Source organism: Candidatus Chloroploca asiatica, from assembly GCF_002532075.1.
GTDB classification, from domain to species: domain Bacteria; phylum Chloroflexota; class Chloroflexia; order Chloroflexales; family Chloroflexaceae; genus Chloroploca; species Chloroploca asiatica.
Map to the genome: position 1 here is coordinate 163,188 of NZ_LYXE01000090.1, position 24,507 is coordinate 187,694.

General features: G+C 57.7%; 19 protein-coding genes. 6 read left to right on the top strand and 13 right to left on the bottom strand.

Annotated elements, in window-relative coordinates:
* Window positions 1–661: 661 nt before the first annotated feature.
* The 6 genes from A9Q02_RS11395 to coaBC all read right to left on the bottom strand — a co-directional run bounded on the left by A9Q02_RS11395 (window position 662) and on the right by coaBC (window position 9,714).
* Window positions 662–1,645 carry a lysylphosphatidylglycerol synthase transmembrane domain-containing protein gene (locus A9Q02_RS11395; RefSeq protein ID WP_097653199.1) on the bottom strand — a complete coding sequence of 328 codons (984 nt, stop codon included), beginning with the start codon at window positions 1,643–1,645 and terminating at the stop codon, window positions 662–664.
* Between the two features lie 13 nt (window positions 1,646–1,658).
* Window positions 1,659–2,570 (bottom strand): glycosyltransferase family 2 protein, encoded by a 912-nt coding sequence (locus A9Q02_RS11400; RefSeq protein WP_097653201.1) that lies wholly within the window; start codon window positions 2,568–2,570, stop codon window positions 1,659–1,661.
* Entirely contained in the window at window positions 2,554–4,791 is a 2,238-nt protein-coding gene (locus A9Q02_RS11405) for a tetratricopeptide repeat protein (RefSeq protein WP_245860504.1), read from the bottom strand. The genes A9Q02_RS11400 and A9Q02_RS11405 overlap by 17 nt, the downstream gene beginning before the upstream one ends.
* A gap of 158 nt (window positions 4,792–4,949) precedes the next feature.
* Window positions 4,950–7,346, bottom strand: coding sequence for an ArnT family glycosyltransferase (locus tag A9Q02_RS11410; protein WP_097653331.1), 2,397 nt, complete (start codon window positions 7,344–7,346; stop codon window positions 4,950–4,952).
* A 14-nt stretch (window positions 7,347–7,360) separates the two neighbouring features.
* Window positions 7,361–8,497, bottom strand: coding sequence for an SH3 domain-containing protein (locus tag A9Q02_RS11415; RefSeq protein ID WP_097653204.1), 1,137 nt, complete (start codon window positions 8,495–8,497; stop codon window positions 7,361–7,363).
* Window positions 8,494–9,714 carry a bifunctional phosphopantothenoylcysteine decarboxylase/phosphopantothenate--cysteine ligase CoaBC gene (gene coaBC, locus A9Q02_RS11420; RefSeq protein ID WP_097653206.1) on the bottom strand — a complete coding sequence of 407 codons (1,221 nt, stop codon included), beginning with the start codon at window positions 9,712–9,714 and terminating at the stop codon, window positions 8,494–8,496. Before coaBC ends, A9Q02_RS11415 begins: the two co-directional genes overlap by 4 nt.
* Window positions 9,715–10,066: 352 nt before the next feature.
* Here coaBC and hpf point away from each other — a divergent pair, with 352 nt between their 5' ends.
* Window positions 10,067–10,648, top strand: a complete 582-nt coding sequence (gene hpf, locus A9Q02_RS11425) for a ribosome hibernation-promoting factor, HPF/YfiA family (RefSeq protein ID WP_097653208.1) — start codon at window positions 10,067–10,069, stop codon at window positions 10,646–10,648.
* A 68-nt stretch (window positions 10,649–10,716) separates the two neighbouring features.
* Here hpf and A9Q02_RS11430 read toward each other — a convergent pair whose 3' ends face one another.
* From A9Q02_RS11430 to A9Q02_RS11460, 7 genes are all read right to left on the bottom strand, one after another.
* Window positions 10,717–11,187, bottom strand: coding sequence for a DUF4190 domain-containing protein (locus A9Q02_RS11430; RefSeq protein ID WP_097653211.1), 471 nt, complete (start codon window positions 11,185–11,187; stop codon window positions 10,717–10,719).
* 76 nt (window positions 11,188–11,263) lie between these two features.
* Entirely contained in the window at window positions 11,264–12,064 is an 801-nt protein-coding gene (gene trpC, locus A9Q02_RS11435) for an indole-3-glycerol phosphate synthase TrpC (protein ID WP_097653212.1), read from the bottom strand.
* A gap of 123 nt (window positions 12,065–12,187) precedes the next feature.
* Window positions 12,188–14,095: a potassium channel family protein gene (locus A9Q02_RS11440; protein WP_097653213.1), complete on the bottom strand. Its 1,908-nt coding sequence runs from the start codon at window positions 14,093–14,095 to the stop codon at window positions 12,188–12,190.
* Window positions 14,088–15,116 (bottom strand): anthranilate phosphoribosyltransferase, encoded by a 1,029-nt coding sequence (gene trpD, locus A9Q02_RS11445; protein WP_097653214.1) that lies wholly within the window; start codon window positions 15,114–15,116, stop codon window positions 14,088–14,090. The genes A9Q02_RS11440 and trpD overlap by 8 nt, the downstream gene beginning before the upstream one ends.
* Window positions 15,117–15,128: 12 nt before the next feature.
* On the bottom strand, window positions 15,129–15,884 hold the full coding sequence (locus A9Q02_RS11450; protein WP_097653215.1) for an SIR2 family NAD-dependent protein deacylase: 756 nt from the start codon (window positions 15,882–15,884) through the stop codon (window positions 15,129–15,131).
* Window positions 15,885–15,950: 66 nt separating this feature from the next.
* Window positions 15,951–17,483: a hypothetical protein gene (locus tag A9Q02_RS11455; protein WP_097653216.1), complete on the bottom strand. Its 1,533-nt coding sequence runs from the start codon at window positions 17,481–17,483 to the stop codon at window positions 15,951–15,953.
* Between the two features lie 42 nt (window positions 17,484–17,525).
* Window positions 17,526–19,067: a hypothetical protein gene (locus tag A9Q02_RS11460; RefSeq protein WP_097653217.1), complete on the bottom strand. Its 1,542-nt coding sequence runs from the start codon at window positions 19,065–19,067 to the stop codon at window positions 17,526–17,528.
* A gap of 138 nt (window positions 19,068–19,205) precedes the next feature.
* On the opposite strand from A9Q02_RS11460, the gene A9Q02_RS11465 reads away from it, so the two are divergent.
* From A9Q02_RS11465 to A9Q02_RS11485, 5 genes are all read left to right on the top strand, one after another.
* Window positions 19,206–19,964: a polyprenol monophosphomannose synthase gene (locus A9Q02_RS11465; protein ID WP_097653218.1), complete on the top strand. Its 759-nt coding sequence runs from the start codon at window positions 19,206–19,208 to the stop codon at window positions 19,962–19,964.
* A gap of 9 nt (window positions 19,965–19,973) precedes the next feature.
* A complete protein-coding gene (locus A9Q02_RS11470) occupies window positions 19,974–21,053 on the top strand; it encodes a sensor histidine kinase (RefSeq protein ID WP_097653219.1) in 1,080 nt (359 codons plus the stop codon).
* A 144-nt stretch (window positions 21,054–21,197) separates the two neighbouring features.
* Window positions 21,198–21,356, top strand: coding sequence for a Flp family type IVb pilin (locus A9Q02_RS11475; RefSeq protein WP_097653220.1), 159 nt, complete (start codon window positions 21,198–21,200; stop codon window positions 21,354–21,356).
* Window positions 21,357–21,600: 244 nt separating this feature from the next.
* The gene (locus tag A9Q02_RS11480; protein ID WP_097653221.1) at window positions 21,601–23,244 is read left to right on the top strand and encodes an amidohydrolase; all 1,644 of its coding nucleotides are present in this window, start codon (window positions 21,601–21,603) and stop codon (window positions 23,242–23,244) included.
* Between the two features lie 39 nt (window positions 23,245–23,283).
* Window positions 23,284–24,486, top strand: coding sequence for an MFS transporter (locus tag A9Q02_RS11485; RefSeq protein ID WP_097653222.1), 1,203 nt, complete (start codon window positions 23,284–23,286; stop codon window positions 24,484–24,486).
* The last annotated feature ends 21 nt before the right edge of the window (window positions 24,487–24,507 follow it).

Consider the following 24,507-nt stretch of genomic DNA (forward strand, 5'->3'; position numbering starts at 1 on the left):
CGGCCTATCCACGATCCTGGTCGGTGCTACGCCGCTTCTCCGCAGTCTAGACCCAATACCTTGCAAAGTAAGGCGGTTGTTTTGACCCAACGGCGCAACGTTTTTCGCGAAGGTGCGCAACCCTTCGCGCCTTCGCGACTTCGCGTGAGCTTCTTTGAAACGTATTGAGTCTAGACCCTTTTCACCAGGTGCGCCACCCCCGCGAGATGGACGCGGCTGAGGTGAGCGCTTTCTTTACGCACCTTGGCGGATGAGTGGGTAGGTGGATACGCGCACAGTGTGCGGCGGTGGGAAGCCACCTACGATGATCGATAATGAAGATTCACGGAGGTGGTCGCTATGTCTCTCGATCTTTCCCAGTGGTTTGAGCTTGTTGGGAGTGCGGGTGCATTCATCGTTGAGGAAGCAAGGTAACTGGTCAATGAGCACATTCGCATACACGAAAATGAGGTAGCGCTGATCAACAGCGAAGCACCGAAGGACTTTAGGGTTCCAGGTGTAGCATAATCTTGAGTCACCGTCGAGGTTCTCCTTCCGTACCGGTACCATCCTGGCCGAGATTGCTGAACGTGTCGGTTATAAAGTTCAGAGCATTGATCTCTTTAGAACTCGGCTCGCCACCGTTACCAAAGAATGGATCAGAGAAGAGGTAGTTGTCCTTTCACCCCTCATCCCCACGCACGACCTCACTCTCCTTCACCTTCCCGCTCACCAGCGGGACGCGCAGTGAGAAGAGGAAGCCCACCAGGATGTGCTGTAGGTTGAGCAGCAGAAAGAGTCCCGAGAGCGTCAGGGCTTGTTCGGCGGTGTAGCCGTAGGGGAGCAGGATGGCGATCAGGACGGCGTCGCGGACGCCGACGCCCGCAATTGAGATGGGCAGGACTTGCAAGACGGCGACGAGGGCGGAAGCGCCGACGACGACGTAGAGGGGAACACGATCAAGGCCAAGCGCGAGAAAAAGCAGCCAGAGCCGGATAAAGGTGAAGGTCGCTGAGATGAGGCTGGCGATGGTGACGGCGACGATCAGTTGTGGGCTCAGTGAGAGGTGCTGTAATTGGTCGTTCCAGCGTTCGAGGCTGGCCGTCAAACGCGGTGCAATGCGCGGCAAGACGCTTGTCAAGACCCATTCGCGTGGTTTGCGGGCCAGCAGAAAGATCGTCAGGGTGACGAGCCCGAGGCCCATGAGGATGACGAGCGCGAGTTGCAGTTCGCGACTCGGCAGCAGTTGTCCCAGGGCAAAGATGCCGAGTGTGGCGAGTGCGGCCATGATCAGTAGGTCAAAGAGTCGGTCGAGCACGACGCTCAACATCGCCGGGGCGACCGGTTGCCCGCGCTCGCCAAGATAGACGGCCTTGAGCAGATCGCCTGCTTGCCCTGGCGTTGTTGCGCCGTAAAAGAGGCCGACGGTGTAGACCAGGCATGCCTCGGAGAGCTTGAGTGTCAGCCCCATCTCGCGCAAGAGCCGTACCCATCGCCACGATTTGATGATGACAAAGGGTGGCATCAAGGCAAGCGAGAGCAAGATCGGCCAGAGTTGCGCTTCACGTAGGGTCAACCAGAGCTTGCCAAGATCCGCATTGATGAGAAAAATGATCAACAGGGCTGGTCCAAGCAAGCGTAAAAGCAATGATAGGTTTTTTTTCATATGTGTATGAAGATTACCGTTCGTGACGTTGAAAACGCAAAGCAGCAAGTTGTTCTGCTAACAGGCCAAAGAGAAAGATGATGATGCTGCCGACAAAGAGCAACAGGGCTGAGTTGGGAATGTAGAGACCGCGCGCTGGCTCCAAAAGAAACATGTTGAGCAGCCACGAAAGAAGGCCAAGACTAAACATGAGCACGGCCACCGGAAAGTAGACTCGCAAGGGGGCGAAGAGTGAGATGATGCGCAGAATGATCAGGCCAAAGCGGATGCCGTTGCGCATGAGTTTTTGCCCGCTCTGACCACCGCCCCGTCGTTTGCCTTCGATGGTGACGAAGCCAACGCCGTGCCCGCCTTTGAGCAAAGCGAGGGTGCTTGTCGTGGGGTACGAGTAGCGATTGGGCAAGAGGTGGATGTATTCCATGATGATTTCGCGGCGCATCGCTCGATAGCCGCTGGTCAGGTCGCGCACTTCGGTCTCAACGAGATAGCCGCCGAGTGCATCAAGCGCCCGATTGCCCAGTCGCCGCGGCAGGCTGTCGCCCTGCGTGTCGCGGGTACGTGCGCCGACAACCATATCGTAGCCATCGGCAATGCCGTCGAGGATCGCCGGGATATAGCGCGGGTCCATCTGACCGTCGGCATCCATCAAGAGCACAACGTCGCCGGTGGCTCGCCGGATGCCTGTTTTCACCGCCGCGCCGTTGCCCCGGTTGGCCGGGTGCCGCTCGACCCGGGCACCCGCCGCTGCCGCCGCCGCGCCGGTCGCATCAGTGGAAGCGTCGTCGACGACCAGGATTTCGGCGTCGGGCAACGCATCGCGTACGCGCTCGACGACCGCCGCGATGCCGTGCGCTTCGTTATAAGCCGGCATTACGACCGTCACCGTAAAGGGGTAGCTTTGCCCCGTGCTATTCAAGACCTGCATCACTCACCTTCACACTCAGTCGGCGGGCATCGTAGCTCGTTGGGTTTACCTGGAGCGGAATAAAGGTCGGGGCTGAGAACTGGATTTCAAGCTCGTGCGCGCCAAGCAGTTCGGCGGGCACGGCCAGGCGATAGATACGCCAGATCCCGGCCTCGACCGGAATGGTCACCTCGGTACTGCCAAGTTGCACGCGCAGTGGCGTAACCCCCTCGATGCCTCCAGCCATCCGCAGCCGTACGACATCACCCTCTTGCAATGGCTCAGGCAGGGGCAGGATAAGGCGTCCCTCGGCTTCAAGCCAGCGATAGGTCTGGGGCGGGCTTGTGTCGGTCGAAGGGAGGGTTTCGCCAAACGAAAAGCCCTCAAGATAGCCGATGTCAAGCCCGTTCCCCAGGCGCAGACTGGTCAAGGGGGCCGGTTCTAGCCATGCCAGGCCGAGTTTTTGCACATCCTCGCCAGCACGTACTTCTGCATCTGTAAAGAGTTCCGCCGCCAATTCAAGGTCGCCCCGCGCCCGCGCCAGCGCCGCACGGACAACGTCGCCGCGATGGGTGTGGCGCTCACTCAGCACGTTCCACCCTTGCTCGTAGTCGCCGAGTGCAAGATAGAGCCGCGCTAACTCAAGGCGTCCATCCACAAAATTCGGGTCAGTTGCGATCATCTGCTCGTAGGCCGCAATCGCTGCGCCATAATCGCTGTCTGCCTGGGCGCGCACCGCAGACGCCCGATGGCGTTCACGCTCGAGCCCACGACTGATAATCTGCGGATAGTCGCGATAGGTCACCACGAGCACGAGAAAACTCAGGCAGAGCAATGCTCCCGCGCCAAACCAGGGTGTACGCAGGTAGGCACGCGCTTCGGTACGCGCCGCCGGCGCATCACGCCGGAGCCGTGCGAGCCACAGGGTGAGCGTGCCCAGGGCTGCCGCTCCATACAATGCCATAAAGAGCCAGAGCGGCAAGAGGTAGCGCGGTTCAACGTGGATCAGCATGACGGTTAGGCAGGAGTAGGCGGCCCATCCCAGCGCAATCAAGCGAAAGCCGCCTTCGTGTGGGCGACTCGTGACGGCAAAGAGGCTCGCCGCACAAAACGTCAACCAGATGAGGTCGCCGACCAGGCCAAGCAGCGCCATTTCACGGACAGGGCGCGAGAAGAAGCTGACCTTGACAAAAAAATCCTCAACAAACTGCGCCTTCCAGATATGGGTGAAATGGGGCCAGGCATTGCGCACCAGGCGCAGCGGATCATCGCGCAAGATCTCCCTGATCTCTGCGCTGGCAAAGGGCTGCCGTTCGCCCTGCGCCATACCGGCCAGGACGCTCTTGCCGCCATCAATGCGTTCGTCTTGCAACGAGAGCCACAGATTGATCGGCCCAGTCGTATCAATCATGATCATCTGCCCATAGGTCAGATAGTTTCTCGCCGTCCACGGGATAATCAGACTCGCAAAGGGAATGAGCAGCGCCAGGGCTGCCACCGCCAGCCGACTTGCCCAGAGCTGCAGCGGGCCGCCCTTGCTCCGCCAGATTTCGACGGCAAGAAAGAGCAGACTAAAGACAACACTGTAGAGCGCCGGTGAACGGGTGAGCGCACAATAGCCGAGCACGAATCCCGCACCAACCAGCCAGAACCAGGCTCGCCGCGCACCTGCATGATACGCGTCGCGCCAGCGTACCAGCATCCAACAGTGCATCGTCAGGGTAAAGAAAAAGAGCGGCTCGCTCTGGATCAGTGAGGGAAGTTCAACCAGGGGCCACCAGACCGTCAAGATCCCGGCAAAGATGAGCCCGGCCGGACGGTGAAAGAGTCGACGCGCCAGGTCATAGCCCAGGGGAATCAAGAGTAACGAGAATCCGACGTGAACCACACGAATCAGTTGCGTCGTCAGGGAAAGATCGCCCATCCAGAGGGACAACTTCATGACTGCCGCAAAAAAGAAAATATGCCCCGGCGGACGAATCAGCCATGAATTATCCAAATACTCGCCGGTTGTCGCGAGGCGCAAGGCCCGTTGGTAATAGTCGCCATCGTCCGAGGCCGAAAAGCGGGGATCGAGCGGACTGAGATTGATAAACCAGATCCGCAAGGCCAACCCGATCAAGACCATCACGATCAAAGCGATCGTCACCGGTTCAATGCGAGGAATCGTCAGACCACGCGCACGCGCTTGCTGGGTAGACCGGGTATTCTCTGATGAAACTGTTGTCGACGAACTCTGCATATCTCTCTGAACCCTGACCCTTGACGAAAGCGCACATGTTTACACTCTGAAGCCCAGGTGCTTATGGTTTTCAAGAATGAAACCAGGTAGTGCCGACTTCAGTCGGCTGAGCCGGAAGCCGACTGAAGTCGGCACAACACCATTCACCCTGGCAGCCGTCACAACCGATAGAGACGATAGCGTTCGGTCTGTGCAATCAGGGCGGCTTCCGGGTTGTCTAAGGGCGGGGGACCCTGTGCGGCATCCCAGAGCAAATAGACCGCACCGGCAGCACGCGCTGCGTCAAGTTCTGCGGACGTAATACCGGTCTGGATGGCTTCTGCCGACGGCCATTCTATCACCTGATGCGCGATCGCCGAATACTTGGCTATTGGCAAACGCGCTGGCACATTGCCGGCCAGCAGTTGATCATCAGAGACGTGAGCCTGTACCATCCTGATCGCTGCGATCTCATCGGCAGGCTGAAGATCCAGCACATAACGCACGCCGGCTCCATACCCTCCCCATAGTACCATACTCAGAAACAGCGCTGCACCAACGAGTAGGCGACCATTGCCCACCACACGCCCGAGGAACCATCCGGCGGCGACAGCATAGAGTGCGGTCAGCGGCAGAAAGAAGCGCGGCAAGAGGAAACCCGTGCTAACGGTGACGACGTAGAGCCCAATCAGGATCAGAAGGCCACCAACTTTCCCCCCATCCTGAGGCACATCAGGCGAGTCCGACACACCAGTGATCCGGAACCAAACAGGGGCAAGGAACGGCCAGAGGGCCCCCGCGACCAGGGCAAGCCAGACGAGCAGGCCGCTGAGGGCAAGCCAGTTGGCGGGGAAGCCGAGTAGGCGTAACTGGATCGCACGGCCAAATTCGCTCGTATCCTCGGCCCCACTGCCCAGATAGCCGATGATATTGTTGGCCCAGTTGCCAAAAAAGCGTGGTGGATCGCGCAAAATCAACTCAGCCAACCCGATCTCATTCGGCGCTTCGTCCCAGCGGCCCCAATCAATATTGCCATAGACGGCCAACCAGACATTCTTGGCCTGCTGATTGTAGAGCGGTTGGCCGGTCTGGATGGTGTTGATGATAAGCTGAGGACTGATGGTAAGAAGGAACGCAACGAGAAAAACGACCAGGCCACGGAAGCGACGGGCTTGTTGGGACCTAGTTAGGGCCACAATGCTCAGCAGCAGCAACCCCCAGGGCAAGAGGATCAGCCCCGGATGGCGCATGAGAAAGGCGAGACCGCCCGCAACCCCCGCCAGCACAAGCAGCACCGTGGCCTGCCGCGGAGGGCGCAACTCCTGCAGGCCCGCGATCAGTGCAGCCACAGACACCACGAAGCACGCCGCAAAAGGCATATCGGTGCCGACATAGAGTCCATACTGCGCCACGGTGCCACTAAGTGCGAGCATCATCAGGGCGACCAAAGCCGGCCCTGACGCCAGGATGTTCCGTGCAAGCCAGTAGCCACTCATCAAGAGCAGTGCCCCGCTGACCGCACTGATCAGGCGACCGGCAAGAAACGCATTGTCGTGGGTTAATGGTCGTACCAACCAGAGCAAGAGCGGATAGCCCAGGTTATAAAAACCATCGGCACGAAAAACCTGCTCAAGCGTCTCACGGGTCGCAAACGAACGAAAATCGTTTTCGACGCCGGGCCGCGAGAGCGTAAGATGCTGTTGCGCAGCCAGCAGGGTTGCGCCTGTCCAGATGGCGATCACCAGCGCGGGGGCAGCCACCTTGAGCAGCCACGGCCAGCGCTCAACAAGCGTCGGGCCATCGCGGATCACTAACACCGCACTGAGCGCACCGATGATGACCAGCGGCAGATCGCGCAGAGGATAGGGATAGAAGGGCGGCTGAAGACGGGTGAAGAAGAACCAGAGCAACCCATAGCCAATGATGCCGGCAGCGACCAGTCGGGAATGATGGTGCCACCAGCGTTTCTCCATCGATTGCGTTGGCGTCGCGCAAGCCCTGGTCACCAGCACGAGCAGCGCCCCAACGATCGCGCCATAGAGCACCTGGGCCGGATAGGGCGTGATTGGAGGTGGGCCGACCTCGTAGTGGACCGTATCAACCAGCACGCCAACCTCACGACCATCGGGCAAGCGTGTAACCGGCGCACGCAGTTCGACAAAAAAATCGGTTGCCTTGAGCAACCCGCCAGCAACCGGAAGTGTCACCTCTTGCCAGGAAGCGTCGGCGAAATATTGCACTGGTTCACCGCCACCATTGAGCCAGAGTTCCAGCGGAACATCGCGCCCCGGTGGGCCACGGAAGCGCACCGTCACCGTAGCGGGCAAACCGGCCTGAGGAAAGCGCAGTGCTGACGAGGCACGCGACCAGCGGGCCGCGCCACTGCTACCCTCAAGATAGGCTGGCGCATCACGGGTATCGGTCACCCGTTGCGCCTCGTGGAAACCCTGAACATAAGCAGCATCAAAACCACCCACATCAACCAGATGGCGAGCAGGCAACTGGCTAAGTGCCGCAATCAGCAGGGCACCAGCGAGGGCGGCAACGATGGCGGCACGCACGAGACGAAATGACATCTCAGGGCTTTGCATCAGGGGCTGACATTGGTCAGATCGACCTCACGCACTTCTAATTCACCGGGCGGAGGCGAAACGAGGGCCTGACTGATCCAGCCCGTGCCATCCAGACTATTGATGGTCGAGCCCGAAGCAGCCTCGTCAGCGAGGCGAATCAGAAACCACTGACTATTCGCGGTACGGGCCAGAAAGACAATCTCTTCACCGGGCCGCACGCGACCGATAGGCTGATTATCGGTACTGGGCACAGGGCGCACATTCGCCTCCTGCAGGACGGTACCGGTCAATTCAGTAGAAAGATCGGGGAGAGCCGTAGGGCCAAGCACCGGCTCGACGGTTGGTTGGGCAAGCGTCGTCGGTTGTGGCAACACCGATCCAATATCCCCACCGGTGCTGCCAGTGGTGGTCGTAGGCAGAGCCGTAGGCACCGTAAATTGGGGCAACTCCGTCTCACCAGGAATAAACCGCCCGAAGCGTCCCAACTCAGCGCGGAGTGAAGTGACCACACTGAAACTCAGAATCAGCGCAACAATCATCAGGCCGGCGACGACCGCCGTCTTGATCAATTCAAAACCCTGGCCCCAGACGCTGCGGCGTCCCAGTTCATCGAGCACACTCTGGGCTGTTTCGGCGACCGACTCACCCCAGGTCGTACGCCCCTGATCGGTACGCGCCACGCGACGCAACGCGATCATCGCCCGCATATCACTGACCTGCCCAAGTGCCTGCACAATACTCCAGCGAACATTGCTATTGGGATGCTGGAGAGCCTGGATCAACGGGCCAGTGGCACGACCATCGCCAAGACGACCAGCGGCCTCGGCAGCGCGATAGACCGTCAGCCAGGGTTTGCTAGGGCCAAGGGCCTCACAGATCGCGGTAACCGCAGCAGGCCCGAGGGCGACCAGATCATTGACGGCACTAGCGTGGCGCGGATGGCTCGTATCCCCGAGGGCCACAATCAGCTTGGCAAGTTCTTCCCGAGGCACGGTGGAACGCCCATCGTGCGAGGCACGTGGCTTGGCGCTGGTCGGCGCTGGTGAGCGGCGAGTCGTGCGCTCAGGGGGTTCCTTTGCAGCGGAAGCTTTTGGGGATCGGCCAGGATCACGCTGCACAGGCTTCTCTGTCGGCTCTTCACGCTCACTGGTCATAGTGAAGTTTTATCCTTTACCCAACATTCATAACGAGGAACGATAGCCGCGAGCAACTCGGCTGCGGCCTCATGCTTGGGGCGACGCTCAAGCGCAACCATCCCGTGATGATCAATCAACGTCAAAGCGATTGTTTCCTGTCCAATGCTCGTCACCGCATCATTGGCAACAATGAGATCAAGGCGTTTGCGTTCAAGCTTGCTCTGGGCATTAGTCAGGAGGTCATCCGTCTCGGCGGCAAACCCGACCTTAAAAACATGGTGCTGATCGGCGAGGCCAGCAAGCAAGTCAGGATTGGTGACGAGATCCAGGTGCATCCCGGCTATATCGGGTTGCTTTTTGAGTTTATGCTCCGCTGCGACGGCGGGACGGAAATCAGCAACGGCAGCATTCATAATCAGGATATCGGCCTGGCCGATGACCTCGTGCAGCGCGGCTTGCATCTCGAGGGCTGTTTCAATCTGGACAGTCGTTAGAGCGGCAGGGGTTGGCAGCGCCGTCGGGCCACTGATCAGCGTAACGGTTGCCCCGAGATCGCGCGCTTGGATCGCGAGAGCATAGCCCATCTGTCCCGAAGCGCGATTCGCCAGATAGCGTACCGGATCAATTGGTTCACGGGTGCCACCAGCCGTCACGACCACGTGTCGGCCACGGAGGGGACCAGTGTGCTGACCAAGAGTGGCACGAATCGCACCTTCGAGGGTATGCGGTTCAGGCAAACGGCCTTTGCCACTGACATCCTCAGCCATCCGCCCAACTTCAGGCTCGATGATGATAAAGCCCCGCGCCCGCAGCGTCGCGAGATTCGCTTGGGTCGCTGGGTTGGCAAGCATCAACGGATTCATCGCGGGCGCGAGCAAGATAGGGGCACTCGTTGCGAGCACTGTTGTGGTTAACAAATCATCACTCAAGCCCGCCGCAAGACGAGCGATCGTATGGGCCGTAGCCGGAGCAATCACCACCAGATCGGCCTGAGCACCGAGGGTAATATGACCGATCACACCATCTTCTGGCAAGGCCCACATATCAGTCAGGACAGGATGGCCTGTCAAGGCCTGAAACGTCGCTGTACCAACAAAACGCTGTGCAGCGGGGGTCATGATCACATGGACATGCGCCCCAGCGAGGGTCAGATCACGGGCGAGTTGCACCACCTTATAGGCTGCAATACTGCCACAGACCCCCAGAATAATGTTTTTGTTTTGCAAGACATCCATCAAAGCGCCTCACATGGCATACCAATGCATTGTATCATCAAGCTGTTGTGACGTAAAGTTTCGGCTTTTCCTCTTGAAACAGGGCACACACCGTAGTACAATACCCTTTAACAGCATCTTTGAACAACAGCGGTTTGGTTGTTCACCGTGCTGTCACACCACAATGGTGTGGTGTGTATTTTCAGGAAGTGACGAGCGATGATCGTCAATCGCAACAACAACCCGTTTTCCGTAATCCTCTAATGTGTGACCGAGTCCCTGGGTACCATGGTATGGTACCGGGGGCTTTTCTGTTCGCACCCTGCGAACAGGCTGGAATTGTTCGCCCCCTTGAGTTAGGATGGAGGCCCCGATGGAACTGACAGTCAAGAGTCGCAGCGGCAAGATCACCGAGCGTCAGCACAGACACATCGAAGAGAAACTATCCAAGCTAGGACGCTATATGGGCGCAATTACGAGCGCCACGGTTGAGGTTCATACTGAACAGCACCGCAATGCCGGCGAAGTCAGTCGGGTGCAGGTAACACTCGTAGGTGAGCACGGGGTTATCCTGCGGGCCGAAGAAGAAGCAAGTGATCTCTACACCGCAGTGGATAAGGTTCAACAGGTACTTCAACGTCAGATCAAACGGTATAAAGAGAAGTACTGGAGGCGTGAACGTACACGTCAACCCAGTGTCTTTCCATCCGAGCTTGAGGCTGACATTCTGGTGGCTGAACTCGATACCGATCAAGACGATGTTCCGCCGCAACACGAAGTGATCCGCACGAAACAACTCACGCTTCGTCCAATGTTTACGGACGACGCGATTGAACAGATGGAGTTGCTGGGCCACAATTTCTTTGTCTTCCACGACGCCGATTCGCAGCGACTGAGTGTGCTGTATCGTCGGCGTGATGGCAACTATGGCATGATCGTACCCGATCCTGTCTAAGCTTTCAGGTGGTTGAAGATGACAAAACGGCCAGCAGAGCTGGCCGTTTTATCATCTTCAACCTATGGCTACGCGACAGCGACGATCAAGGCCATAAAGGCGCAAAAGCCAAGGACGAGAATGATCAACTGGGCATAACCAAGCACCAGGCCAACCACGGCTAGCCCGTCGCCACCAATACGCCCGCCCGACTGACGGATCTCGCTGCGGCCTAGATGCCCAAAGATGATCGCGGCAATCGAGCCAATCACCGGCAAGATGATCCAACTGATCACCCCCATGATGACACTGATCACGGCTAACTGACTATTGGGAATGACCGCAGGCGCATACCCCTCAGAAACCTGGGGTTGATATGGTGCAGGTGGTTGTTGTTGATATGGGTATGGATCAGGCTGAGTCGGCTGGTATGGCGTTGTGATCGGGGTGACCCGCGAAGGCTGATCCACCTGCAGTTGTTGCTGGGGCAACTGTGCGCCACAGTTATAACAAAAGCGCTGTCCCTCGGCACTTTCTGCTCCACACTGTGAACAAATCATCGCATTCTCCAGAACATCTTCAGCAATTATGCTAGGGATTATACGCTACGCTGGGGGGAACAGTTGCACGAGACCCCTACGCATTGACGAGGGTACGCGCCAGCAAGCCAATATCAGCGGCGGTCACAAGGGCTTCGCCGACGAGAACGGCATCAACTCCGTAGCTCTGCACCTGGCGAACATGTTCGGGGGTAAAGATGCCGCTTTCACTCACCAGGATTGGGCGGTCAGGGCCCCCGGGCAGATGCTGGGCTAGGCTTTCAGTCGTGCCCAGGTCGATGACAAAGGTGTGCAGGTTCCGGTTGTTGACCCCGATCACCTTTGCACCAACGGCCAGCGCTCGCTTGAGTTCTTGTTCGGTATGAACTTCCACCAGGGACGTCATGCCAAGAGTTGCTGTCAACGCGTGGAGCTCAAGCAGCATGGCATCGTCGAGCGCCCCGGCGATCAAGAGCAGCGCATCGGCCCCATATGCGCGTGCCTCGTAGACCTGATAAGGGTCAATGATGAAGTCTTTGCGCAAGAGCGGCGGAATGCCAGGGAGTTTCCGGATACCCTGAAGAAATTGCAGGCTCCCTTGAAAAAACCGACTATCGGTTAGCACCGAGATCGCGGCAGCGCCAGCATCGCGGTAGATCTGCGCCAGTGCAAGGTGATCAAACGGTTCAAGCAAGACACCCCGGCTGGGCGAGGCTTTTTTAACCTCGGCGATCAAGGCCGTCCCATGGGCACGACGCAGCGCCAGGGCAAAGTCACGGGGTTTCGGTGCGCGCGCAATGCGTCCGCTCAGTGCGGTCAACGATACTTTGGCCTGCTGGCGGGCCACCTCGACTTCCTTATGAGCCAGGATCGTATCCAGAATTGTCTTGTTGTCCATCCCTCCCTCCCTCCTTACTGATACCATGTTAGATTGCGGATTTTGGATTGCAGATTGCCGCGCATGGCGTCCCAATAGACTGTGGCAGCAACACCGATGCGAATTACTCAAGTCCAATTGGTATTATGTGACCGGATCAACAAGTGCAGTCTCGATCAAACGCTGGCTCTTCATTCGTAGGCGTTCGAGCATACCGACATCAATCAGCACTGCGACTTCATCGCCAGGAACAAACCCTGTTGTCGAGATAATGAGGACATCCTGTCCATTCCGTTTGAGAGCGAGCGGGATTATACCCATGTGCTTACGTACCTGTTCAACGGTACGCTGATCAAACTCATCGCCTGCCTGTACACGAAGGGTCGTCGTCGAAAGGAGTTGTTCGTCCAATTCAATGGCGTAACTGATCCCTCGTACCACTGCGGCGGCGGCAAACGTTGGTGCGGCAAGTCCAGCGACACTAAAGGTCGTATGCGCCCCAAACATCAACTCGAGGCGTCCGGCCAGGTCTTCGTTAAAGACACGCAAGACCAGATCAATATCCGGGACGAGTTTGCGTGCGGCCAGGCCAATCTGGAGATTCGTCAGATCATCGCTGGTTGCAGCGACGAGCGCACACGCCCGCTCAATCCCGGCGGTTTGCAGAACAGTCGCCCGTCGTGCATCGCCTGTCACGCGGTCGGCCAACAAGGGATTCGCTTCTTCAAGGAGTTCTTCGCGGGTTACCTCGGGCTGGCAAATCAGCACAATCCGTGGACGCGGACGCATCGAGTCGAGATCACGGATGACCCGTGCCCCGATCTTGCCCATCCCACAGACAATCACGGTATCATAAGTCTGACTGAAACTCCGCACCTCCAACTCGCTGCCCTGTCCATATCCGTGATTGAGCACACGAGCCTGTTCGAGGCGCTCAAGTGGCCCAAGCAACGCCACGGTATCGCCCGGTTCAAGGTGTGCATGCTCGTTGGATACCCGTTTACGCCTGGGCGTCTGGTTTCGTTTAAGATGCAGCAGCGCCCAGACCCCCATCTGCTCTTCGATGTGACGCAATGAACCGGTAAGCTCACTTCCAGGGGTAATCGTCAGCGAGAGAACCCCTTTATACCGTGTGGCACCATCACTATGCCGAAACGATTGCGGGAGGGGCAAGACATGGGCAATCGAACGGCCCAGAGCAGCCGCAGCAAGCGTCGGTGAAGCAAGGGTTGATGTACTAAAAACGGCATTACGGCCAAATGTTTGCTCTAAATTAAGATCAAGATCCTCATCAAAGATCCGCAAAATAATCGGCAAATCAGGGCGTCGTCGCCGGGCAGCCAGACCGATTTCAATATTGCCCAGGTCGTCACCAAGCCCCGAGATCAAGCTACGTGCGCGAAAGAGGCCGGCTGCCTGAAGCACTTCACGTGACCGCGCATCGCCGAGGATCACCGGCACACCCACAGCCAGGGTTGGCTCAACAAACTCACTCTGCCAATTACGTTCGATCGCGACCACCCCATAGCCCTCTTCAAGCAGATCGATAATCACCCGATAGGTGACACTGCCGAGACCACAAACAATGACATGATCGCGATAGGTACGCGCTAGCGAAACCTGCCAACCTTCGCGGCGACTGCCTTTGTCAAGCAGAAAGCGCCCGAAATTGAGAATGCCCTGAAAGACCAGGGCCAGGCCCAGGATCGGCGTCACAAAAAAGAGCAGATCACCAAAAAGGTCATTCTCTGGAATCGGGAGATCCGTCTCCAGCGTCATCATCTTCATTGTTTCGTAGAAGGCCGAGATCAGCGTAAAGGGGGGCACACCTGCCGCAGCATAATCATAGAAGACGAGCAAATAGCTCGCATTCACTACCGCCAGCAGCGTAAAGCCAAGCAGCGCAATACGAGCCTCGCGTACCAACTGAATGAAATCATACAGCCCCGCGAGCGCGACCCGCCAGAACGGGCGGCGTCGCCGCCGCAAGCGACGCTGGCGTTCATCAGGGTTGTGCAGCGTATGGTAGGCCGACTCGTGTAACTCAGTCATGAAGCGTCGCGTGGCTGACGGCAATCAACCGCTCAAGGCGTTCGAGGGCGTAGCCCTCGTCAATGCTGGCACGGGCCAGGGCGATCCCCTCTTTGAGCGAGGTAGCTTTATCACCTGCGATCAAGGCTGCCGCTGCGTTGAGCAAGACCACATCGCGTCGCGGGCCGGTATCGCTGCCCTCTAGAATGCCACGTACAATCGCCGTATTGACCAGGACATCACCCCCACGCAGAGCCGCCTGGGGCGCACGGGCAAGGCCCACGTCTTCGGGGGTAAACTCGTATGAACTAATTGGATGTCCATGGCGGACTTCGACAATCAGATTGGTACCACTGAGGGTTAGTTCGTCCATCCCACCATCACCATGCACAACAAGGGCATGGACGGTATCAAGCCGGTCGAGGGTACGCGCCAATTTCTCAGCGAGGGGAACCGAAGCTGCGCCGAGCACCTGATGGCGGGCCTGAGCCGGATTTGTCAACGGGCCAAGAATGTTAAAGGCCGTCCGAATCCCAATCTCACGACGGACGGGCCCGGCAAAGCGCATTGCGGGATGAAAGGATGGCGCAAACATAAAGCCAATGCCTGCTTCACGCAAACAACGGGCGACTGCCGATGCACTCATCTCAATGCGCACCCCCAGACCCTCTAGCACATCAGCGCTCCCACAGACGCTCGACATTGCCCGGTTGCCATGCTTGGCGACGGTCAGTCCGGCACCAGCCACGACAAACGCAGCGGTTGTACTGATATTGAAACTGAGCGACCCATCCCCTCCGGTGCCACATGTATCAACCACAGGGCCTTCGGCAACCACCACCGTCGCCTTACGCCGCATCACCTCAGCCATGCCGGCCAGTTCCGCATCGGTTTCACCCTTCAAATGGAGGGCCGTCAACAGCGCCCCAATTTGCGCCGGGGTCGCCGAGCCAGCCATGATCGTCTCCATCACCTCAGCCGCCTGATGCTGGCTCAAATCCCGGCCCGCAACGACCGCCACAATCGCGTCACGAATCTCCAAAATCTTCTCCCTCTACCCACCAATTACTCTTGATACTTGCTTGGCCAGGATGGGCATGATTGTTGCTACATCGCCGCGCAGCACAGCATCAGCCATGTCATCGAGATACGTGGCCTCAAGATTCACTATCACCAGACGCGCCTTGCGCCGCAGCGCAATGAACGGAAGATCGCACGCAGGCGCGACCTCAAGCGATGTTCCGGCGACCAGGACAAGATCGCATTCTTCCAGTGCTTTCTGGGCCAACCAGAAAATACCCTGCGGTAGTGGCTCATCAAAGAGCACAACATCGGGCTTGAAAGCCCCCCCGCACCCGCATCGCGGGGCAGTACCACGCCGCACATCGCCGAGCAAAGAAGTCATCGGCACCTGACGATCACAGCCCTGACACGTTGCCTGACGCAGATGACCGTGCAATTCATAGACCTTGCGCGAGCCGCCTGCCTGGTGTAGGCCATCAATATTCTGGGTAATCACCGCATGAATCTTGCCCGCACGTTCGAGTTCGGCAAGCGCAAGATGGGCAGGATTCGGCTGAGCCGTAAGCATGAGCTCAAGCAAGCCTTCGAGCCACGCGTAAAAGTGATTGGGATTACGCCGAAACGCCCGCAGCGACGCCACTTCCACGGGATCATACGAGGCCCAGACTCCATCATCACTGCGAAAATCAGGAATCCCAGAAGGGCGACTATATCCGGCCCCAGTCAACACAACAATCCGTTGCGCCTGAGCAACTAGTTCGCTCGCCCGCTCAAGCATCTGGCCCATCACCTTCCTCCTCTCCAGACTTTCTACAGTATACAGCGCCCCTCATGATGCTGCAATGAACTCCATTTAGCGCCTATGCACAAAATAACTACTCACCTCATCGCGAAAACGCAACTCCCAGGCTGGCTGTTCCTCGGCCCACGCAACCAGGGCTGCCTGCTGTTCGTTACTGAGCAAGAGACCATCAATCTGGTACGCTTCGATCAGTTGATCAACCTTCGTTCCCGCGACAAGACGTTGATAGTCAAGCCATTGCTCAAGAGGGTACAGTTCGATCCGTGGATCGGCCCACACTTTCTGTTTGGGTGCAGCCCAGATCAGGTAGCTCCCATAGCCCATATCATGGAAGAGCCGCTCAGGACGCTGGGAATCCTGGCGGAGGAAAGCAACCGCGTCAACTGGTGTCTCAGGCGCAAGCAATGAGCCCACTTCGGGAGGAAGATCAAGCCAGGGCTTGACCCAGGGCAAAGCAAGCACGAGCAAGAGGCTGATCAAACCAACGAGCATGGCATTGACCATCGGCAACCCTTGATACACCCGGCGCACCGGGGTCTCGGCATCTCGCCAGGCCGCCAGTTGTCGTGCCAACAAGGGGGTCACAACGGCAACAAACCAGATATTATTGCGCCCCGCCCCCAATGCCAGCCAGAGAAAGGCCCCCGCGAGCAACATATCCACTGGATCAGGCCGGGTATGCGCATACGCAAGAATGACAATGCCCGCCATCACAAAGAGAAAAAAGATCGCCCCATTGAGCTCGCGTGTGGTTGGTGGTGCCCATTCAGTGACCAGTTGCGTCACCTGTGAACTGCTCAGCAGATTGCCTACATACCCGAGCACCTGGAAGCCGCCAGGATTGATCAGCCAACTCAGCCCGGTCAAGACCCCGATGATGATCAGTTGCACGAGGGGTGGACGCAAAGGTGCGGTGCTACGCTCACGCCGTGCCCGCCGTCGCTCGATCCAGCGGCGCAAAACTTCCCCCACAAAGATAAGCCCGATCAATGCACCACCGAGCACAAATGAACCGTGGATATTCACCCAGATGATCCCCAGTAGGGGCAAGAGCAGCAGCGGCGGCCAGAGCCACTGTTGTCGTCGTGGCTCGTGAGGGTCACGCCAGACCGTCAATAGATAGAGATAGATGATAAAGATGACCAGGGCATAACTCTGCGGACGTACCAGCCAGTTGTCAAATGAAGCAGGCAATGTCCCGAGCAACAGTACCCCCACACTCAAGCGAAGCCGTCCGCTCTGCCTGATCGCTAGACGCAGCAAGAGCCCGTAGGCAAACGCAAGCAGCAGTGCCTGCACGAAAATGATCAGCGGAGCGCCCCCGACCGAAAAGAGCAGATACATCCCAACTTGAGCCAGCCAGCTCTGATTATAAAAAGGTTGCCCAGCCTGGGTATACGAAAAACCATCGACCGTTGGAATCGTCCCAGTGGCGACGATCACGCGCCCGGTCGCCATATGCCACCAGAAATCGTGGGGTTGGATTGGCGTCAACAAAACCCTAAGCGCAATAAACGCGACGCCAGCAAAGAGCCAGACGTGATCAAGGCTCACACCACGCTGACCAGTTTGTCCTCTCTGCATGCTCTTCACCATATCCACCACTACATCAACCACCCTGATCAATCAACGGCGGCGCCAGACTTCACTTGTGTCGTCCTGAAAACTGCGTTCCCATGTCGACAACGTCGCAAGTGTTGCCGCCAACCCTGCCTGACGGGTCTGGTGCAGGAGCACACACCTGACGTCGTGGTCATCAAGAAACGCCGCCACCCCACGCCCGGCACTCACCTCGATATAGGTTTGCCAGAGCTCAAAGGGAAACAGTTCAATCCGGGGATCGATAAAATGGAGATCCTGGGGATAGTGTGCCCAGGCCAAATATGAACCATAGCCCATTTCGTTGAAAAGCCGACCATCGCACGGCTCGGTGCGCAGATGTTCAGTTGCAGCCACGGGCGTATCAACGGTAAACAGCAGGGGTGCCCCGGGCAGATCAGCAAAAAGCGCTTGATAGGGCGCAGGCAAGCCCAGATATGGTTTTGTCCAGGGTTGAACGGCGAGCACGGCGATCAACAAAAAGAGGGCCACCGCCAGATTTGCGACCGAGCCACCACCGCGTTCTTTGCGTGCTGGCAACCCTGTGGTTCCAACCATTGGCCGGGCGGCCGCCAGGCTCTGGGCCATAATCGGCATAGCCGCAAACCCGAACCAGACAACATAGCGTACCCCAAGAAAGCTCTGCCAGGCAAGGCCACACACCAGAAGCACCTCGGTGATAGTCGGGCGACGACGTCCAAGCCCAAACGCCGCAAACAAGGCGAGCACCCCGAGGTAAAAAGCGGCTCCGGCGAGATTCCGTGGTGTAGGCGATTGCCACTCAATGATCAACGCCTGACTGGCCGGATCGTTCAACAAGGTCTGCACATACCTGAAAATCCCAAAGCCCAATGGATTGATCAGCGTGGCAAGTAGCATTGCGCCAGTGACCAGATAGAGGGGACGAAGGCGATACCAGGCCAGCGCACGAGGTTGCCGCAAGAGGCGGCGCAACGTTTCGCCAACCACAAAAGCCCCGGCGAGCAACAGACCCATCACGAACGCACCGTGCGCATTTACCCAGAAGATCATCACCAGGGGCAGACCGATCAACCAGCGTGGCCCCATGCGGCCATCAACATAGCGTCCCAGCACAAACAAGGTCACGAGAAACGGCACCCATGACCAGTTCTGCGTTCGCGTGGTCAGATTATTGATCGTCATCGCCGCAGCAAAGAGGGTGGCCAGGGCGGCCAGGCGCCACGACCCACTACGAGCATGGGTTTCATACGCAACCAGCGTATAGGCGGTTATGCCCAGAAGATTGCGCACAAAGATCACGAGCGGAAAGCCACCAAACGTATAGATTTGAAAAAAGAGCCTCTCGCCAAGCCAACTCTGATAGATATACGGGGTTTCGGGAGGTACCCCCCAGGCAAAAAGATTCGTCGTGGGCAAGCCAGAGGTCGCGGTCAATTCACCAGCTTTGAGGTGCCACCAGAAATCGTTGGGGCTCGTCGGGGCAAGGCTGATGAAGACCGCAATCACACTGAGCGCCAACAGCACCCAGAGGTGATCCAGCCGCACGAGGGGCAACTGCCGTGTATGATCAGATGACGTAGGGGACACGAGGGTGATCCAGTCAGGTAAGAAACCAATACTCTCAGGCTATCGCTATTGGTTCGCTCAATCGTTATAATACCATTAGACGATAACGGGCGCATAGCCAGCGCGCGTTGAACCAATACATAGAGGGATGGGCCTGTTATGCTCACCACAATTTCACCCACAAAACCAGTTGTCCTGCCTCATTTTGTGCTTGTCACCGACTGTACGGTCATTGTGCCAACCTACAATGAAGCCGAGAACATCGGACAACTTATTCCACGCATCCTTGAGCACGACCGCTTCCGTGTACTCGTGGTTGATGATGGTTCGCCAGATGGCACCGGTGAACTGGTTGCCGAGATGGCGCAAGACGAACCACGCATCGGGCTTTTGAGGCGCCCTGGCAAACTTGGCCTCGGCAGTGCGTACATTGCGGGTTTCCAACGGGCACTCGCTGAAGGTGCCGAGTTCATCTTTGAGATGGACGCCGATTTTTCACATGATCCCGGGTATTTGCCAGGCCTACTGGCGGCAGCCGAAGCAGGAGCCGACCTGGTGCTTGGTTCGCGCTATGTTGCCGGGGGTGGCACAACCGATTGGGGGCCCGGGCGTCAACTGATTAGCCGTGGGGGCAACCTCTACGCTGGTTTGATTCTCGGCTTGCCGGTGGCTGACGCAACTGGGGGCTTTCGCTGTTACCGGCGTCATGTGCTCGAACGCCTTGATCTGAGCCGGATTCGCTCGAATGGCTATGGCTTCCAAATTGAGATGGTCTACCGTGTCTTGCAGGCCGGTTTTACCATCCGCGAAGTGCCGATCATCTTCCCCGATCGCAGGGTCGGGCGATCCAAAATGTCGCGCCGCATCGTCCTTGAAGCATTGATCAATGTCTGGAAGTTACGCTTTGGGCGCATCTAAGGAAGATCTATGTCAATCGAAGAGCTTATTCAGAAACTCGAAGGCACGCTGACAACTTATCGCGAAGACCAGGAACGCTCGCGGCGCGAACTCAGCGAAGTTGAAGTTCTGGTACGCCAGAGCGCGATTGAAGTCGAAAAACTTGCCCAGCGCGAGTTGTCAGTCTCCAATCGCGTACGTGATCTCGAAGTCAACCTTGAACGTTACAGCAAAGACGAGATCAAGAACTTTTACACCACCTCTCAGGAAGTACAAATGCGTTTGCAGATCATGCGGGGGCAACTGGAACAGATCCAGAGTCGGCGTGATATGCTACGGACGCAACAGGGTCAAATCGCAAATGTCGTTGGATTGCTCAGCGATCTCCTCGAAGCGATGCAGACCGGCGGCTTCTCGACTGAAGCACAGAACCAGAACGGGCTCGACACCGAAGCGATGATTGCCAATATCATTCAATCACAAGAGAGTGAACGTCTGCGCCTTTCCCTACAGATGCACGACGGGCCAGCCCAATCAATGAGCAACCTGGTATTGCGCGCTGAAATTTGCTATCGCCTGATTGATCATGATCTCGAACAGGCTCGTTCTGAACTCAACGCCCTCAAGAACGCGATCAATACAACGCTGCAAGATACCCGGAAGCTCATCTTTGATTTGCGCCCAATGACCCTCGATGACCTTGGCCTGGTACCGACGGTGCGACGTTATACAACCCAGTTCGGTGAAAAGAATAAGCTCGAGGTAAATCTGATGATCCAGAACCTTGAACAACGCTTGCCGAATCACTATGAAGTGATGATCTTTCGCTTCATCCAGGAGGCCCTCAATAATGTGGCCCGTCACGCCAATGCCAATCAGGTGCGCGTCTTGCTCGATGGCTCTGGGCATACGTTGCAGATCATCATCGAAGATGATGGTCAGGGCTTTCACGTGAGTGATACGCTGGAAAATGCCCGTGCACGTCGCTGCATGGGCATTGCCAATATGCGCCAGCAGGCCGAAGTGTTGCTGCGCGGCGAGTTTGGCCTTGAGAGCGCGATAAACCGAGGCACCAGAGTGGCGGCTAATATACCCTTACCGATGACGTAGTCTATTGGACTATCTCATCACTGCTGGCAGTACCCTGAGTTGACAGGACTTTCAGACTATTGCAGATGAGACCGGGTAAACTTATACTGAGTATGTGATAACAACCCACAAGGGAATATTTCAAACAGGGGGGAGGTGACAGACATGCTACGCAGCTTTTTCGCTAAAGAAGAGGGCCAGGGCCTCGTTGAGTACGCACTTATTCTTGTGCTTATTGCTATTGTTGTTATTGGTATTTTGACAGTACTCGGCAACAAGGTTTCGCAGGTCTTCTCAACCATTGATAGCGGCCTCAAGGTATAACCTAATCTTTGCTATCAACGTAATGTAAAACGCCCCTCGGTTCCCGAGGGGCGTTTTGTGCATGTGCGTAAGGGACAGTTCATCAACCAGCGAAGCTGGTTGATGAACCGTCCCTTACGTATGTTTGACGGCTGTGACCTGTGTGCATCAGGTGAGCGCAAGATCTTTGCAAAAGGTGTATAATTCGCACTGCCCGTTATTTGATTAGTACAACAATTGCTCACTTGTGCAGGAACTTGATGGTATGACAACGCTGATCCTCTACAATGGTCCGATTTACACGCTTGACCCGGCTGTGCCAGTGGCTCAGGCGCTTGCGGTGCGTGACGGGCGAGTCGTTGCGCTTGGCACCGAACGTCAGGTTCAGGAGATGGTGGCGACAGCTGGCAGAACCCACGAATTGATTGACCTCGCCGGTCGGGCGGTTGTGCCTGGGCTTACCGATGCCCATGTCCATATTACCTGGCAGGGCTTTACTAGGCGCGAAGCCAATCTGGCTGGCGTTGCTACGCTTGAGATGGCCTTGGAGGTGGTGGCCCAGCGGGATACACAGTTGCCTCAGGGGGCCTGGCTGCGCGGCGGTGGGTGGGATCACGTGCTCTGGGGGGGGCGTTGGCCAACCCGAGAGGATCTCGACCGGGTTTGCCCGCACCGCCCGGTGATCCTGCTGCGCAAAGATTGCCATTCGGCCTGGGTCAATCGTCGCGCGCTCGAACTCGCAGGCGTTGGTGCCGCAACGCCAGATCCTGCGGGCGGCCAGATTATGCGTGACCGCGATGGTGAACCAACCGGTATTCTGGTTGACACAGCGATGGATCTCGTACGTGCGGTTGAGCCGCCTCCCACTGAGCAAGACCGGCTCGCTGCGCTGCAAGCGGCTTTCGATGAAGCTTTGAGCTATGGGATCACCAGCATCCATGTGCCTCCGGGCACAGATCCTGCTGATGCATCGACCACGTTACGTGATCTGCAGACGATGCGCCAGCAGGGCAGGTTGAGCGTACGCTGTCTGGCTTATATGGCTCAGCCCGATCTCGACGCCGCGATTGCCCTCGGGTTGCGCAGTGGCTTTGGCGATGCCTGGCTCCGCCTGGGTGGACTCAAGCTCTTTGCCGATGGTTCACTTGGCTCGCAGAGTGCTGAGATGCTGAGGCCGTATGAGGGTACGAGCAGTACGGGCCTGGCGATGATGCCACCCGAGGTGCTTGAGGCGACGATCAGGCGGGCAAATGCCCACGGAATCAGCGTTGCTGTGCATGCAATTGGTGATGCCGCCAATCGCAAGGTGCTTGATGCCATCGAACGGGCAATCCACGACCGCCAGGCCCAGCCTGAGGCCTTCCCAGCCATGGCGTTGCCAAACCGGATTGAGCATGTCCAGGTGCTGCATCCCGCTGATATACCTCGGCTCGGGCAACTCGGGATCATTGCCTCGATGCAGCCGATCCACTGTACCAGCGATATCACCGCAGCTTCGCGGCTCTGGGGGGAAGAGCGTTGTCACTCAGCGTATGCCTGGCGCAGTGTCCAGGCCGGTGGGGCGACGCTCGCCTTTGGTTCCGATGCGCCCGTTGAGACGATGAATCCGTGGTTGGGCATCCACGCTGCGGTGACGCGCCAACGCCCCGATGGTACACCAGCAGACGGTTGGTATGCCGAGCAATGCCTGACGGTCGAAGAAGCCCTGCGTGCCTATTGTTATGGGCCGGCAGTGGCAAGTGCTGAAACCGCGTTGAAAGGGACACTGACACCCGGTAAGTTGGCCGATCTTGTTGTGTTGACCGGTGATCCCTTACAGTGCCGTGCCGATGAACTTGGAGCGATAACGGCAGCGATGACGCTTGTTGATGGCCAGGTGGTGTTTGAGCGTTCGTCATCAGGCGGATGAGGAAAGGAGCAGGCGAAGGCTTGATCTTCGTCGGTAGGTATGTACAAGAATAAAGCCTTTATCGCTGTTTCAAGTGGCCACTTTGTGGTTGATGTGCTCAATAGTACGGGGGCCGTGTTGCTCGCGGTGCTCAAAGAGCCACTCGGGTTGAGTTATGCGCAGATCGGGACAGCCCTGGCGATCTATCTGCTCATTGGTTCATTGTCACAGCCATTGTTTGGCTGGCTTTCCGACAAGGCCCCGGGCCATACGATGCTACTCGCGGCCGTCAGTGTCGCCTGGATGGCTTTCTTCTTTACGCTGGTCGCCCTTGCCCCAACATGGACATGGCTTCTGCCCGTTTTTCTGCTGGCTGCCCTTGGGAGTGGCCTCTTTCATCCGATTGGCACAGCGGCTTCGTCAGTGGCGGTGCCTGACCGTGCGGCCAGTGCGACGTCAATCTTCTTCTTTTCAGGCCAGGTCGGCCTCGCAGTGGGGCCTTTTCTCGCCGGTATTCTCGCCGGTCGCTTTGGCGCGATCGGGTTGCTCCCGTTGACCGCAATTGCAGTTATCCCCATCGGCCTCTTGCTCGCTTCGGCCCGTACGCAAACCAAGGGCGAACCGCGCCAAAAGCGGAAGGCCTCCGCCCAGCAGACGGCACGAACCTGGACGTTGCTTGGGGTTGTGCTAATTGCAGCGTTTGTCTTGCTGGTCGCAGTCCGCTCGTCGATCCAGGCAGTCTATCAGGCTTATCTGCCGCAACTCTTCCAGGGGCGCGGTTGGGAGCCAGCCCTGTTTGGGTTGCTGGCCGGTGTCTTTATGGCTGCCGGGGCCGTCGGGCAGATCCTCAATGGGATGCTCGCGGATCGTCACGGGATGCGCGTGGCGATTGTTGGCCCGTTGCTCTTGAGTGTGCCGGTTGGTCTGCTCTGTCTCTTGACCCCGTCGATTGCGGTTGCGTTTATCGCGTGTGCAGGCGCAGGTTTGCTGATTGGTGGCCAGCATAGTGTGCTCGTGGTGCATGCCCAGCGGATGTTGCCCGTCCAACGAGGTTTTGCTGCCGGGCTGATCCTTGGGTTTACCTTTGCCAGCGGGGCCATCGGCACCTGGGTGGCGGGGCAACTCGCAAATCAGGTTGGTATGCAGACGGTGATGGTCTGGGCGACGTTGTTGGGCTTGCCAGCGGCCCTGCTTGCACTGGCAATGCCTGGGACACCGCGTGTCGTCAGAGAAGTGGCTGCGCCTGCGTCAGCAGCCGATTAGGCTGTTTGACGCAAAGGCGCA

Coding starts and splice junctions, on each gene's coding strand:
- A9Q02_RS11395 (WP_097653199.1), bottom strand. CDS start 1,645: ATGAAAAAAAACCTATCATTGCTTTTACGCTTGCTTGGACCAGCCCTG.
- A9Q02_RS11400 (WP_097653201.1), bottom strand. CDS start 2,570: ATGCAGGTCTTGAATAGCACGGGGCAAAGCTACCCCTTTACGGTGACG.
- A9Q02_RS11405 (WP_245860504.1), bottom strand. CDS start 4,791: ATGCAGAGTTCGTCGACAACAGTTTCATCAGAGAATACCCGGTCTACC.
- A9Q02_RS11410 (WP_097653331.1), bottom strand. CDS start 7,346: ATGTCATTTCGTCTCGTGCGTGCCGCCATCGTTGCCGCCCTCGCTGGT.
- A9Q02_RS11415 (WP_097653204.1), bottom strand. CDS start 8,497: ATGACCAGTGAGCGTGAAGAGCCGACAGAGAAGCCTGTGCAGCGTGAT.
- coaBC (WP_097653206.1), bottom strand. CDS start 9,714: ATGGATGTCTTGCAAAACAAAAACATTATTCTGGGGGTCTGTGGCAGT.
- hpf (WP_097653208.1), top strand. CDS start 10,067: ATGGAACTGACAGTCAAGAGTCGCAGCGGCAAGATCACCGAGCGTCAG.
- A9Q02_RS11430 (WP_097653211.1), bottom strand. CDS start 11,187: ATGATTTGTTCACAGTGTGGAGCAGAAAGTGCCGAGGGACAGCGCTTT.
- trpC (WP_097653212.1), bottom strand. CDS start 12,064: ATGGACAACAAGACAATTCTGGATACGATCCTGGCTCATAAGGAAGTC.
- A9Q02_RS11440 (WP_097653213.1), bottom strand. CDS start 14,095: ATGACTGAGTTACACGAGTCGGCCTACCATACGCTGCACAACCCTGAT.
- A9Q02_RS11450 (WP_097653215.1), bottom strand. CDS start 15,884: ATGGGCCAGATGCTTGAGCGGGCGAGCGAACTAGTTGCTCAGGCGCAA.
- A9Q02_RS11455 (WP_097653216.1), bottom strand. CDS start 17,483: ATGCAGAGAGGACAAACTGGTCAGCGTGGTGTGAGCCTTGATCACGTC.
- A9Q02_RS11465 (WP_097653218.1), top strand. CDS start 19,206: ATGCTCACCACAATTTCACCCACAAAACCAGTTGTCCTGCCTCATTTT.
- A9Q02_RS11470 (WP_097653219.1), top strand. CDS start 19,974: ATGTCAATCGAAGAGCTTATTCAGAAACTCGAAGGCACGCTGACAACT.
- A9Q02_RS11475 (WP_097653220.1), top strand. CDS start 21,198: ATGCTACGCAGCTTTTTCGCTAAAGAAGAGGGCCAGGGCCTCGTTGAG.
- A9Q02_RS11480 (WP_097653221.1), top strand. CDS start 21,601: ATGACAACGCTGATCCTCTACAATGGTCCGATTTACACGCTTGACCCG.
- A9Q02_RS11485 (WP_097653222.1), top strand. CDS start 23,284: ATGTACAAGAATAAAGCCTTTATCGCTGTTTCAAGTGGCCACTTTGTG.